The sequence below is a fragment of the Deltaproteobacteria bacterium genome, from assembly GCA_003194485.1.
GTDB lineage: Bacteria > Desulfobacterota > Dissulfuribacteria > Dissulfuribacterales > UBA3076 > UBA3076.
Map to the genome: position 1 here is coordinate 16,378 of PQXD01000021.1, position 12,609 is coordinate 28,986.

At 49.2% G+C, this 12,609-nt stretch carries 12 protein-coding genes, 1 tRNA gene and 1 other RNA gene; 13 read left to right on the plus strand and 1 reads right to left on the minus strand.

Annotation, left to right across the window (positions count from 1 at the left end):
- Nucleotides 1-4: 4 nt before the first annotated feature.
- The 13 genes from atpG (at nucleotide 5) to C4B57_10335 (ending at nucleotide 11,494) form a co-directional block, all read left to right on the plus strand.
- Nucleotides 5-889, plus strand: a complete 885-nt coding sequence (atpG, locus tag C4B57_10275) for an ATP synthase F1 subunit gamma (protein PXF53025.1) — start codon at nucleotides 5-7, stop codon at nucleotides 887-889.
- Between the two features lie 75 nt (nucleotides 890-964).
- On the plus strand, nucleotides 965-2,386 hold the full coding sequence (gene atpD, locus C4B57_10280) for a F0F1 ATP synthase subunit beta (protein ID PXF53026.1): 1,422 nt from the start codon (nucleotides 965-967) through the stop codon (nucleotides 2,384-2,386).
- 100 nt (nucleotides 2,387-2,486) lie between these two features.
- Nucleotides 2,487-2,903, plus strand: coding sequence for a F0F1 ATP synthase subunit epsilon (atpC, locus tag C4B57_10285; GenBank protein PXF53027.1), 417 nt, complete (start codon nucleotides 2,487-2,489; stop codon nucleotides 2,901-2,903).
- A gap of 77 nt (nucleotides 2,904-2,980) precedes the next feature.
- The gene (locus C4B57_10290) at nucleotides 2,981-3,970 is read left to right on the plus strand and encodes a hypothetical protein (protein PXF53028.1); all 990 of its coding nucleotides are present in this window, start codon (nucleotides 2,981-2,983) and stop codon (nucleotides 3,968-3,970) included.
- Nucleotides 3,971-4,050: 80 nt separating this feature from the next.
- Nucleotides 4,051-4,335: a hypothetical protein gene (locus tag C4B57_10295; GenBank protein PXF53029.1), complete on the plus strand. Its 285-nt coding sequence runs from the start codon at nucleotides 4,051-4,053 to the stop codon at nucleotides 4,333-4,335.
- Between the two features lie 5 nt (nucleotides 4,336-4,340).
- Nucleotides 4,341-4,628 carry a hypothetical protein gene (locus C4B57_10300; GenBank protein PXF53030.1) on the plus strand — a complete coding sequence of 96 codons (288 nt, stop codon included), beginning with the start codon at nucleotides 4,341-4,343 and terminating at the stop codon, nucleotides 4,626-4,628.
- A 109-nt stretch (nucleotides 4,629-4,737) separates the two neighbouring features.
- Nucleotides 4,738-4,914: non-coding RNA, 6S RNA (gene ssrS, locus C4B57_10305), on the plus strand.
- A 483-nt stretch (nucleotides 4,915-5,397) separates the two neighbouring features.
- Complete coding sequence (rny, locus tag C4B57_10310; GenBank protein PXF53031.1) at nucleotides 5,398-6,960, plus strand: ribonuclease Y; 1,563 nt, start codon at nucleotides 5,398-5,400, stop codon at nucleotides 6,958-6,960.
- 28 nt (nucleotides 6,961-6,988) lie between these two features.
- Entirely contained in the window at nucleotides 6,989-8,203 is a 1,215-nt protein-coding gene (locus C4B57_10315; protein PXF53032.1) for a tyrosine--tRNA ligase, read from the plus strand.
- Nucleotides 8,204-8,475: 272 nt separating this feature from the next.
- Entirely contained in the window at nucleotides 8,476-9,588 is a 1,113-nt protein-coding gene (locus C4B57_10320) for a hypothetical protein (GenBank protein PXF53033.1), read from the plus strand.
- A gap of 1 nt (nucleotide 9,589) precedes the next feature.
- Nucleotides 9,590-10,666, plus strand: coding sequence for a hypothetical protein (locus C4B57_10325; GenBank protein ID PXF53034.1), 1,077 nt, complete (start codon nucleotides 9,590-9,592; stop codon nucleotides 10,664-10,666).
- A 15-nt stretch (nucleotides 10,667-10,681) separates the two neighbouring features.
- A complete protein-coding gene (gene nth / locus C4B57_10330) occupies nucleotides 10,682-11,341 on the plus strand; it encodes an endonuclease III (GenBank protein ID PXF53035.1) in 660 nt (219 codons plus the stop codon).
- A 76-nt stretch (nucleotides 11,342-11,417) separates the two neighbouring features.
- Nucleotides 11,418-11,494, plus strand: a tRNA-Arg gene (locus C4B57_10335).
- Between the two features lie 112 nt (nucleotides 11,495-11,606).
- Here C4B57_10335 and C4B57_10340 read toward each other — a convergent pair.
- Nucleotides 11,607-12,407, minus strand: a complete 801-nt coding sequence (locus tag C4B57_10340) for a diguanylate cyclase response regulator (protein ID PXF53036.1) — start codon at nucleotides 12,405-12,407, stop codon at nucleotides 11,607-11,609.
- Nucleotides 12,408-12,609: the final 202 nt, after the last annotated feature.

A 12,609-nucleotide genomic window follows, 5' to 3' on the forward strand; every position in this document is an offset into this window, starting at 1 on the left:
TTAAATGCCGTCACTGAAAGATCTAAAGCTTAAGATAGCAGGTATAAAAAAGACCGAGCAGATTACCAAGGCCATGAACATGGTGGCTGCTGCAAAGCTGCGCGGGGCCCAGCAGCGCATGGAAGACTTTCGTCCCTATGCTGAGAAGTTCTCTGCTGTGATGGGAGAGTTGGCAGGTGCGGGTATCAACCCGGACGCCTTTCCGCTCATGGCGGCCAGGCCCGTGAAGAAGGTCATGCTGATACTGGTGACCTCTGACAGGGGTTTGTGCGGGGCCTTTAATTCCAACCTCATCAAGGCCGCTGAGAAGTTTCTCAAGTCACAGCAGGAAGAAGGCCGTGAAGGTTGTCTTGCCTGTGTCGGAAAGAAAGGCAACACCTTTTTTAAGAAAAGTCCGTTTGAGATATTGCACAGCAGCGTGGGCATCATGGACAAGATACAGATGTTCAATGCGAGGCAGGTGGGCCAGGAGGTCATCAATCTGTTTCTTGAGGAAGAGGTGGATGAAGTCCAGTTGCTTTACGGCCGTTTCATAAACGTTGTGCTGCAGCGCCCCACTATGAATCGCCTCCTGCCGATCAGCACGGAAGGTCTTGAGGAGGCTGAGGAGGGGGCGACTGAAGGACCGAAGGCGACATATATATATGAGCCCGATCCTGAAGAGATCCTCAATCAGTTGATGCCCATGTATGTGAACGTACAGATTATGCACGCCATGCTCGAGACCGGGGCAAGCGAGCAGGCGGCCCGCATGACGGCAATGGACAATGCCACACGTGCATGCGGAGATATGATTACAGATCTCACACTGGTTATGAACAAGGCCAGGCAGAGCGCAATAACTGCGGAACTCATGGATATTGTTGGCGGGGCCGAGGCACTCAAGTAAGGGGCAGGCTCTGTTGGCTGTTAGAGAAAAATATTTTGACGCCTGGATCAGGCGTCTGGGGAGGTAGGAAGATAAATGGCAACTGAAACTGCAGCAAATATGGGGAAGATATCTCAGGTCATCGGTGCTGTTGTCGATGTGGAGTTCGAGCCCGGTAAGGTACCATCTATCCTGAACGGTCTTATGGTCACCAATCCGGCCATTAGCGATAAGGAGGAGAACCTGGTCCTTGAGGTTGCCCAGCACCTTGGCGACAACGTGGCGCGCACCATTGCTATGGACACCACGGACGGGCTTGTCCGCGGCATGCCGGTGAGGGATACGGGTGATGCCATAAAGATCCCTGTCGGCAAGCCGACCCTGGGCCGGATTATGAATGTCGTGGGCTGGCCGGTTGATGGGTTGGGGCCGATTGACGACAGTATAACATCACCTATTCACCGTAAATGCCCGGACTTTGTGGAACAGGACACGAGTGTCAATGTCCTTGAGACCGGTGTGAAGGTAATGGACCTGCTGGTCCCCTTCCCCCGTGGCGGCAAGATGGGGCTCTTCGGCGGTGCGGGCGTTGGAAAGACCGTCATTATGATGGAGATGATCCACAATATCGCCATGCAGCACGGCGGTATCTCGGTCTTCTGTGGCGCCGGTGAGCGTACCCGTGAAGGAAACGACCTGTACCACGAGATGAAGGATTCAGGGGTCTTGCCAAAGGCTGCGCTTATCTATGGACAGATGACAGAACCTCCCGGAGCAAGGGCGCGTATCGGTCTTACCGGACTTACGGCAGCAGAGTACTTCCGTGACGAGGAAGGCCAGGATGTGCTCTTCTTCATAGATAATATATTCCGGTTTACCCAGGCAGGTTCAGAGGTCTCGGCCCTGCTTGGACGTATTCCCTCCGCAGTGGGTTACCAGCCGACACTGGCTACAGACCTTGGTGCGCTGCAGGAGCGGATTACCTCTACGAACAAGGGTTCCATTACCGCGGTTGAGTGTGTGTATGTGCCGGCTGACGACCTGACTGACCCTGCTCCTGCCACAACCTTTGCCCACCTTGATGGTACAGTGGTCCTCTCGCGGCAGATTACAGAGCTTGGTATATATCCTGCCGTGGACCCGCTGGATTCCACGTCCCGTATTCTCGACCCCAATGTCGTTGGCGAGGAGCATCATCACGTGGCCAGAACGCTCCAGCAGACCCTGCAGAAGTACAAGGACCTTCAGGACATCATCGCAATCCTGGGTATGGACGAACTCTCAGATGAAGACAAGCTCACAGTGCAGAGGGCACGGAGATGCCAGAGGTTCCTCTCCCAGCCGTTCCACGTGGCTGAGACCTTTACCGGTATGCCTGGCAAGTACATTAAGGTCGAAGATACGGTCCGTGGGTTCAAGGAGGTCCTGGAGGGCAAGCATGATGAACTGCCCGAGGCGGCGTTCTATATGGTGGGCGGCATAGAGGAGGCCGTGGAGAAGGCAGGCAAGATGGCATAAATGGACCCCTTGTCGGCGGATGAGACTGAAGAAAGTGGTAATCATCGTACCAGCAATAACCCGACTGTGAAGTCGCAGAAGCGGGTCTGGGGAAAAGTAAATGGCAAACAAGATACTTCTTGAGGTAGTAACACCTTCTAAGCTTGTGGTGAGTGAGGAAGTGGAGCTGGTTACAGCGCCCGGTGGGGAAGGTGTCTTTGGTGTAATGGCAAACCACGCTCCCCTGTTGACCACGATCAGGATAGGCGAGTTGCATTATACCAATGACGGAAATATGGTCCGATTGGCATTGAGCGGCGGGTTCTGCGATGTGTCGAAGAATCGCATGACAGTGCTGGCCGAAAGTGCCGAGATAAGCACAGAAATCGATGTGGAGAGGGCCCTCAGGGCCAAGGAGAGGGCTGAGCGCAGATTGCAGGAGGCCGAGGCACGGAAGGGAGAAATTGACCTTGCACGTGCCCGGGCAGCCCTTTTCAGGGCCCTTGTGAGGCTACATGTAGGGGGTCACCAGGCTTAGCCTCAATCTATTGGAAATCAGACATAAAAGGGCAGGCGAAAGCCTGCCCTTTTTATTTCCGGAGGATTTCTCTAAAAATGGCAAATACCTTTATTAATGGACGTCGGCCCTGGGCGTCCATTATACTTGCGGCCGGCAAGGGGACCAGGATGAAATCGGAGGTCCCGAAGGTGATGCATCACCTCCTTGGGAAGCCGATTATAGGACATGTTCTGGACCTGCTGAGGAATCTGGATATCGGTCCCAGGGTCGTAGTAGCTGGCCATGGCGATGATCTTGTCAGAGATTATTTGAAAAAGACCGATATTAAGTTGGTGGTGCAGGAGCAGCAGCTCGGCACAGGCCATGCGGCATCTTGTGCAAAGGCTGCCTTGGGAGAGTTCCATGGCAATGTTTTGATCATTTGCGGGGATACACCCTTATTGAAAGAGAATACCCTTGCCTCATTCATGGAAGATCATGCAGATTCCGGGAGGATTCTATCTTTGTTGACCGCGCACCTGAAAGATCCAACCGGATACGGACGGGTGCTCAGGTCTGTGTCCGAAGATGCTCAGATTCAAGGAATAGTCGAGGAGAAAGATGCCACAGAGGCCCAAAGGCGGCTGACCGAGATAAATACGGGGACTTATGCGGTTGATTCGGGTTTTTTGTTTCATGCCCTTGATGCCGTTGGCTGCGATAATGTTCAGGGAGAGTATTATCTGACCGATATAGTAAGTATAGCAGTATCTGAGGGTGTCTCGGCAGGTGCTGTCAGTGCTGCTGCTGAGGATGAGGCCCGGGGGATCAATTCGAGGACTGAGCTTGCCAGGGCCGAGACAATTTTGTTGGATAGGATAAGAAAAAACTGGATGGAATTCGGGGTGAGCTTTGAGCTTTATAAATCCATCTACATAGAGCCGGATGTCATGCTGTCCAGAGATGTTACGATAGGTCCCCATGTAGTCCTTAAGGGCAGGACAACAGTAGGTGAAGGGGCAAAACTGGGTGCCTTTAGTTATCTTGAAGGGGTGCAAGTGCCTCCCGGCAGCATAATACCTCCTTTTAGCCGGTTGATTAATTAACCGGCCAGCTCAGAGAGAATTCCAGGGTTGACGTATGCACGACCAGTGGTTTTAATGTCTCTAAATTCAGGAGATGGGATATGGGTAACCAGGAGCTTCATCTATTAGAAGAAAAAGTAGATAAACTTTTAAGATATTGCGAACAATTAGTATCTGAGCGTGATAATCTTCTCAGGCAGACACAGGAACAGAATACACAGCTAAAGGAATTAGCGGATAAATTGGCCCGGTTTGAAGAAGAGAGGGAGAATGTTCGCCTTCGGATTTCAGGAATTTTAGGTAAAATCGAACAGATCGATACGTTTTCTGAGGAGTTGGAAGCTACTGCTGAAGCGCATCAAACCGCTATGCCTTTGGGTGTTTAGACAAATTGGAAACGGCACAGATAATAAAATTAAATTTTTTTGGTCAGGTTTATGAACTGAAGGCCGATGATCCGGAGGTTGATGTAAGGGAAGTCGTGGAATATGTTCAGGCAAAGGTGAGAGAGCAAGAGACTGCAAACAAGGGCATGGCTCCTCATAAGATGGTGGTTTTGGCTATGCTTAACGCGGGCAAAGATTATATATTGGCCAGACATCAACTCAGTGAATTAAAGGAGACGGTTGTTGGCAAGGCCAGTCGATTGGTTGCCAAAATTGATTCCGTAATGGATTAAGTTTGCAGATCGTGGTATTATATCGAAACTTGAAATTGGAAATTGGAAAAACACAAAAAATGATATAGATGCGTTACCAATTTCCAATTTCAAGTTTCGAATTTATTTGTTTCCCCTGCTGTGTTGGTGATTGGCAGAGTTTGTTGAGCCAACTCTCTTTACAAGGGTGTCTCCTCTCCGCATAGGGATGGAAGGAGAGAAATCTCTTTCCCGAATAGCGGATGAGACGCCCACCTGGTTTGCCAGGTTCAATAGATTTTGTCGACACGGCATAAGTGGGGGATTAGGCTATAACCCCGTTCGGGTTCATATATATAACGGATATGGTAACAGGTTGTACATCCACGTAATGTGTCTATGGCAAATTGAGCAACGGCCATATATGACTGCATGGTTAAGGATGCCATACATGTCTTTTGAAATCCGGCCGGTTTTGCTATAATAGCTGGACTTTTTCAGTGGGGGGTTGTGAAGAAATCCTCCTAAGTAAAAATTCGAAAGAAGTGAAATCGATAGTCTTGATTCGGGGCTCAGTGAAATGCGATGTTTTGACACGGATCTCAGGTCTTCTTTTGTTTTTGGGCCGATCCAGAGGGAGAATATTTTCTATCTAGCGGGCATTTCATAGTTTCAGCACATTTTTTTGGGTCGATTCCGGCCCGGATTTCAACCGCCAGCCAAAATCCGTAAGCAACCGTCATCAAGACGCTCCGTCAGGGAGTCTGGATGGGGTGTGGCCATCCTATATGGAAGGGAGGTGCCACCCATCATGGAAATTTCTTACGTTTTATTTGCGGCCATCGTGGGTCTGGGTGTTGGCCTGGCTGCTGGCATATGGTTTGCTGGGCGCAGGACTGTTGACAAGATTGCTTCGGTAAGGGAGGAAGTTGAGCGCTTAAAGAGAGAGGCCCGGGCAGAGGCAGAGAGACTGCGTAAGGAAGCCAGGATACAGGGTCAGGAGGATATCTTTCAGCTAAAAAGAGAGACCGAGAAAGAGATAAAGGAGTGGAAGGCCGAACTGCGCAGTCAGGAGAGGCGTCTTCAGCAGAAGGAGCAGCAGGTAGATCGTAAGTATGAGCTGGTTGACCATAAGGAAATTGAGGTACTTGAGAAGGAAGAAGGATTGAAGCGGCTAGAGCATACGCTCCAGGAAAAGGAAAAAGAGATAGAGGACCTGGTAAACAAACAGAAGAGACAGCTTGAAAAGATAGCAGGCATGTCGGTTCAGGAGGCCAAGGAATGTCTGCTCGAGACATTAGAGGCCGATGTCAGGCAGGATGCAGCCAAACTGGTTAAAAATATAGAGATAGAGACCATGGAGACTGCCGAGAAAAGGTCAAAGGAGATAATCTCACTGGCTATAGCCAGGTATGCAGGTGAATACGTGACTGAACGTACTGTTTCAGTGGTACACTTGCCCAATGAAGAAATGAAGGGCCGCATAATTGGCCGGGAGGGCAGAAATATCCGGGCTATAGAGGCAGCTACTGGTATAGATCTCATCATTGATGATACCCCTGAAGCCGTTCTGTTGTCAGGTTTCAATTCAGTGCGTAGAGAAGTGGCCAGGATTGCCCTTGAGAGATTGGTTGCCGATGGCAGAATTCATCCAGCCCGTATTGAAGAGGTAGTAAGAAAGGTAGAAAAAGAAATAGATAACACCATCCGTGAGAAAGGAGAGCAGGCCGCTTTTGATGTCGGGGCCTATGGGATTCATCCTGAACTCATAAAGCTCCTGGGCAAGCTTCATTTCCGTACCAGCTATGCCCAGAATGTATTGCAGCATTCTATCGAGGTAGCTTTTCTCTGTGGTGTAATGGCATCTGAGTTGGGTGTCAACGTAAAGGTGGCGAAACGGGCCGGATTGCTTCATGATGTTGGAAAGGCCGTGGACCATGAGGTGGAAGGTCCGCATGCCATTATAGGTGCTGATCTGGCCAGGAAGTATGGTGAGTCCCAGGATATTGTACATGCCATTGCGGCCCATCACGAAGATGTGAAGCCGGATACGGTAATGGCGGTCCTTGTGCAGGCGGCGGATGCCCTTTCAGGAGCAAGGCCCGGGGCCAGGCGGGAAATGCTTGAGAGTTATGTAAGACGCCTGGAAGATTTGGAGAATATTGCCAAGTCGTTTGAAGGCGTCCAGAAGTCCTATGCCATCCAGGCAGGCCGTGAAATACGCATAGTTGTTCTCAGTGACAAGGTATCTGACGCGGAGATTCCGCTTCTATGCCGGGATGTGGCTAAAAAGATAGAGAGTGAATTGAGTTATCCCGGTCAAATCAAGGTGACTGTGGTACGGGAGACAAGGGCCGTTGAATATGCGAGATAAATGAAGACTGTTGAGCAGGTGACATGATATGGAGCAGGATCTGAAAAGGGCCATGAAGCTCATTCATAGGGGGGCCGTGGAGATCATCGACGAGAATGAGCTGGAGAATAAACTGAAGAGGGCCATTGAGACCGGCATACCCTTGAGGATCAAGGCCGGTTTTGATCCGACTGCCCCTGATCTGCACCTAGGACATACAGTACTCATACAGAAGATGAGGCACTTTCAGGATCTTGGTCACCGTGTCATGTTCCTCATAGGGGATTTTACCGGTTTGATAGGAGATCCATCCGGAAAGTCCGAGACAAGGCCTCCCCTCACTCCCCAGCAGGTGCAGGAGAATGCCAGGACATATAGAGAACAGATCTTCAGGATACTGGATCCGGAAAAGACCGAGGTTGTCCTTAACAGTGTATGGATGCAGGAGATGAAGTCCATAGATATGATACGCCTGTGTGCAAAGCATACTGTGGCCAGGATGCTTGAGAGAGATGATTTCAAGAAGCGCTTTCAGGCCCGGAAGCCCATAGGTATACATGAATTTATCTATCCCCTGATTCAAGGCTATGACTCAGTGGCCATTAAGGCAGATATTGAGCTTGGAGGTACTGACCAGACTTTTAACCTGTTGGTGGGGCGACACATACAAAAAGAATACGGGCAGGAACCCCAGGTTGTATTAACCATGCCTCTTCTTGAAGGGTTGGACGGGATCCAGAAGATGAGCAAGTCTCTCGACAATTACATTGGAATTACCGAACCGCCTCAGGATATGTTCGGAAAGCTCATGTCCATTTCGGATGATCTGATGTTCAGGTACTTTGAATTGCTGAGCAGTCTTGAGCTGGAGGAGATAAAAGGGCTTAAGGACGGGATTGCCGGTGGTCGTCTTCATCCCAAGGATGTGAAGATGCGGCTTGCGCAGGAGCTTGTGAAAAGATTTCATGGCACCATGGCCGCGGAGGTTGCAAAAGCAGATTTTGAGGCCCAGTTCAGCAGGGGAGAGATCCCTGATGATATTCCGGAGTTCCGGCTATCCCCGGACGAAAAGACAATCTACCTTCCCAGAGTTCTCAAGGAGGCCGGTCTCGTGGAGAGTACTTCTGAGGCCAGACGGCTCATCAAACAGGGTGCGGTAAGCATTGATGGCGAGAATGTACAGTCTGATGAAATTGGGATCCAGTGGCCCCAAGCGGTCGTGAAGGTGGGTAAGAGGAGATTTCTGCGGGTAATATACATGTAATTGCTTCGGACACGACTAATATATATATCATTAAATTCATTAAATGGGCCATGATCATGGCGTAAATATCCGGTGAACCCGTTATATCCTGCCTTGGAGCGGTTACCTTTTTCCGGGTTTCAAAGCTCACTCATCGCGGACCGGAGAGGCAGTGCAATCCGGCCTGCGGTTGAAACCCTGCAAAAGGTAAACCGCTCCTGCGGCAGGGCACGGATGGCAACTTCCACAGTGAACCACGGGTTCACCGAATATTTACATCATGACATCAGAGCATGTGGAGTCCTATGTCTTTATTGTCTAGAATGCTCCTGAGAGAAATGGCCCTGCCTTTTCTGTTTTCTTTTTGTGCACTTAGTGTCCTTTTGTTGCTTGGCAGCCTGTTGTCCCTTTTGGAGCCCCTGCTCAGGACGGGGATAGGATACGTTGAGCTGGGCAAAATTGCCATCTTGCTGCTGCCGACATTCTGGGCATTTGTGCTGCCAATGGCCACGATGTTAGGTGTGCTCATGGGATTTTTACGTCTTTCCAGGGATAGTGAGATGCTTGCACTTTTTGCATGCGGCACAGGCCTAAAGAAGCTCATGATACCCGTAATTATGGTCTCAATAACAGCATGTCTGGTCAGTTTTTTTATGTCATCCAGTTTAATTCCAAGGGCAAAATCGGCGTCCAAGAATTTTATCAGGGAATTGACTGAACATAGTCTGGCGCGGGGAATTCCTGAAAAAGTCTTTTTTACTCCCATATCTGGCCTCACACTTTATGTGGACAAGAGCCTTGATCAAGGTCACTGCTTTAAAGGGGTTTACATTCAGGACGCTCGAAAAAAACAGGTTATCTATCAGATCCTGGCCAGAGATGGAGAACTGCTTGCCCGGCCAGGCGGGTTGGAAGTGGTTTTGCGATTGAAAAACGGCATATTAAATCACATAAGTAATGATTACGGAAAGACCGATACTATTGAATTCAATTCCTATGTGCTTCATCTCAGCCTGTCCGGAAAGGACAGTAAACCAGGGAGAGGTGAGTTGGGGCTGAGAGACCTGCTGAAAAATGCCTCAGATCCTGACAAATCCGACAGACACAGAATACACTATCTCACCGAGTTTCACCAGAGGCTGGCATTACCTGCGGGTGTCCTGATTCTGGGTATAATGGCCGCTCCCCTGGGTATATTATTTGGCAGAACCGGACTCTCAGAAGGAGTTGCCCTTGGCCTTGCGGCATTTCTGGCATATTATCTTTCCATGGCCTTTGCAGGCAATCTGGCCGATACAGGCAGCATTTCACCTGTTATTGCTCTATGGGTGCCTAATCTCATCTTTGCCGGTATAACTGCCGGATTGATAATTCTGCTGTACAAACGGGGTCCATTAAGGGGCTAGTATGAGCGTGCTTAGCCGGTATCTGCTTCGCAACTTCTTTTTAATGTTCGCACTGGTCCTTCCGGGACTGGTAGGAATCTATCTTCTGATCGAGGTATTCGAGAGGCTGGATGATTTTATTGAGGCAAACGCGCCTATGTCATCAGCGCTGGCCTATTTTCTTCTATCAATACCCAAAATACTCTACGAGCTGACACCTCTGGCCGTTTTATTTGCAGGGCTTCTAAGTATCATGCTTCTTTCAAGACATATGGAGATACTTGCTATGCGCTCTCTTGGAGTTAAGCCCCGGGAAGTTATATTGCCATTGTTGCTGGCGGCTCTCTTTTTGTCGGCGATCTTGGTCACCCTAAAAGCATCATATATCCCTAAAGCAACAGAGAGGGCCATGGCAATATTCCAGGTGGATGTCAAAAAGAGACCGCCCAGGGGGATATTAAAGGGAAACAGGCTTTTTTTTCTGGGTGAAAACAGTATCTGGGCTACAGAACTCGCTAGTCCTGATGCCAGAAGACTTAAGAACGTTCAGTGGTTTTCATTTGACAATAGATATGTAATTACTCAGCTCGTGGCAGCATATGAAGCTATATATTCGGGTAATAAGTGGGTTTTTAAAAACGGGATGCGCAAACTGAGGACGGGGGAATCCACTTACTCAGTCAAGGCCTTTGGGTCTTTGGATCTCGATCTTGCCGAGGCCCCTGAAGACTTTGTTGCCGTTGAGACGCCTCCGGCACAGATGGATATAGTTTCTCTCTGGAGGAGTGTCCAGAGGCTGAAACAGTCCGGATATTCCGCAAAAGAGCAAGAGACTGCATTGTGGGGACAGATCTTGTACCCGTTTTTGGGATGCAGCCTGCTCTTGGTCGGATTATCTATTACATTGTTCAGGGAGCGCGGGCGTCTTTCACTGGGCCTGGGGTTGGGAGTGGTTATTGGTTTTGCTGCATGGGTAACCTGGAGCTTTGCCCTTACTCTGGGTAAAACCGGTACGGTTCCGGCATTTTTTGCGCCCTGGATAGTGCACCTTGTACTTATCACAATAGGTCTTGTCTTGATGAGGCGATTGAGGTTTTAGTTCCAGAACAACAAGATGGGGTATGTCGGTATAATCATGAATGAGAGAACCAGAATACTGAATGTAATAGAGATACTTGAGGCCACATATCAGGATGCTCGTATAGCTCTCAAGTCCACAGACCCTTTTCAGTTGCTTGTATCAGTCATCCTTTCGGCCCAGTGCACTGATGTTAGAGTGAATCAGGTAACTCCTGTTCTATTCGGACGATTTCCTGATGCCAGGAGTATGTCTGAAGCCCCTATAAAAGAACTGGAGGAACTTATCAGACCTACAGGTTTTTTCAGGAATAAGGCCAAGAATATAAAAGCAGCTTCAAGGATTATTGTGGGACGTTTCGAGGGTAAGATTCCAAGGACCATGGAAGAAATGGTCTCTATCCCCGGCGTGGGGAGAAAGACAGCAAATATAGTACTATACAATGCCTATGGAGTGAATGCCGGAATAGCAGTGGATACCCATGTAAAGCGCCTTGCCAAACGCCTGGGCATGACCAGGGAAGACAATCCCGTTAAGATCGAACGCGACCTTATGGCAATAGTCCCCAAAAAAGACTGGGGTAAGATAACTTATATCCTGATCGATCACGGAAGAAAGATATGTAAGGCCAGAAAACCAGATTGTTATAAATGTCCTGTTCAGAATATCTGCCCATCGGTCGGGCAATTCATATGATGCTTTCAACAGGCAATTGCGGGCGATTCAGAGACTTGCAACAGGACATCTTATCCATTATAAAGAGCCCATACATGCGCCAGTAGCTCAGCTGGATAGAGCGCCGGACTACGAATCCGTAGGTCGGGGGTTCGAATCCCTCCTGGCGTACCAAAGATATCAAGCACTTACGACTTTTTGCCGTGAGTGCTTTTTATTAATTTTGTCTATGCCTTGGAGTTGCCACAACCATCAAGGCGCAGGATATAACGGATTCACCGAATATTCACCGAAAGTATTCTACCCGGTTCCGGCCATTTTCCTTGGCTTTGTATAGCGCCTTATCAGCGCATTCAACTATCTGCTTGGGATTGCTGATTTGCTCGTGCGGAAACGTGGCAACCCCTAAACTGATGGTGACATGCAACACGTGATCCTTATCACGCACCTCACAGTGCTCCACCATCTGCCTGAGACGTTCAGCCACATTGATCGCGGTCGGCCTATCTGCATGATACAACACGAGCGCAAACTCTTCACCCCCATATCTGGCCGCGAAGTCGCTGTCCCTTATAGAGTCTCTGATGACTTGCCCCAGAGTACTCAATACGATGTCACCCGTCTGATGTCCGTATGTATCGTTAAATTTCTTAAAATAGTCTATGTCTAATAAAATGCACGACAAAGACTCATGATATCTTTTCGCGCGCAAAAAGTCCTTAGACAGCTGCTCGTGGAAATATCGATGGTTATATAAGCCTGTCAGTCCGTCCCGGTTGGCCAACTCCCGGAGCTGTCGATTCTTCTCCTGTAGGGCTTCGTAAAGCTGTTTCAATCGTAATTGTATATTCACGCGGGCTATCAGCTCGCCTTCGTCAAAGGGTTTGACCACATAGTCCAGGGCCCCCAGTTCCAGGCCCTTTACCTTGTCGGCAGGCTCGGCCTTTGAGGTGAGCATAATAATAGGTATCTCTTTGGTACTGTCCTCCTCTCTGGATATTTCATATAAGATACAGGCAGCAAGCACCGGGTAGGCTGCTTGCCATACAATTACTGCCATTGGTCTGAAGATTCTTTCATAGAGCAACCATTTTTTGAGTCAACTCCTCAATTTTTCTAATTTTTTTTTCACAAAACGAAAAATTTGTCCATGACGGTGATTTTCCGTCAATGTTATTTCCGTATCATTTAACGTGCCTGTGGCGGCGATAGCCGGGTGCTTGACGGTTAGTATATATCCCCTCCTATACCAAGGCCCAAAAGGCCGGCAGCGGCCAATGTAGGACGTC

What these genes read in the sequence shown, in the direction of transcription:
- C4B57_10290 (PXF53028.1), top strand. Translation starts at nt 2,981, where the DNA reads ATGGCAAATACCTTTATTAATGGACGTCGGCCCTGGGCGTCCATTATA.
- C4B57_10320 (PXF53033.1), top strand. Translation starts at nt 8,476, where the DNA reads ATGTGGAGTCCTATGTCTTTATTGTCTAGAATGCTCCTGAGAGAAATG.
- C4B57_10315 (PXF53032.1), top strand. Translation starts at nt 6,989, where the DNA reads ATGGAGCAGGATCTGAAAAGGGCCATGAAGCTCATTCATAGGGGGGCC.
- C4B57_10295 (PXF53029.1), top strand. Translation starts at nt 4,051, where the DNA reads ATGGGTAACCAGGAGCTTCATCTATTAGAAGAAAAAGTAGATAAACTT.
- atpD (PXF53026.1), top strand. Translation starts at nt 965, where the DNA reads ATGGCAACTGAAACTGCAGCAAATATGGGGAAGATATCTCAGGTCATC.
- rny (PXF53031.1), top strand. Translation starts at nt 5,398, where the DNA reads ATGGAAATTTCTTACGTTTTATTTGCGGCCATCGTGGGTCTGGGTGTT.
- atpC (PXF53027.1), top strand. Translation starts at nt 2,487, where the DNA reads ATGGCAAACAAGATACTTCTTGAGGTAGTAACACCTTCTAAGCTTGTG.
- C4B57_10325 (PXF53034.1), top strand. Translation starts at nt 9,590, where the DNA reads ATGAGCGTGCTTAGCCGGTATCTGCTTCGCAACTTCTTTTTAATGTTC.
- nth (PXF53035.1), top strand. Translation starts at nt 10,682, where the DNA reads ATGGGGTATGTCGGTATAATCATGAATGAGAGAACCAGAATACTGAAT.
- atpG (PXF53025.1), top strand. Translation starts at nt 5, where the DNA reads ATGCCGTCACTGAAAGATCTAAAGCTTAAGATAGCAGGTATAAAAAAG.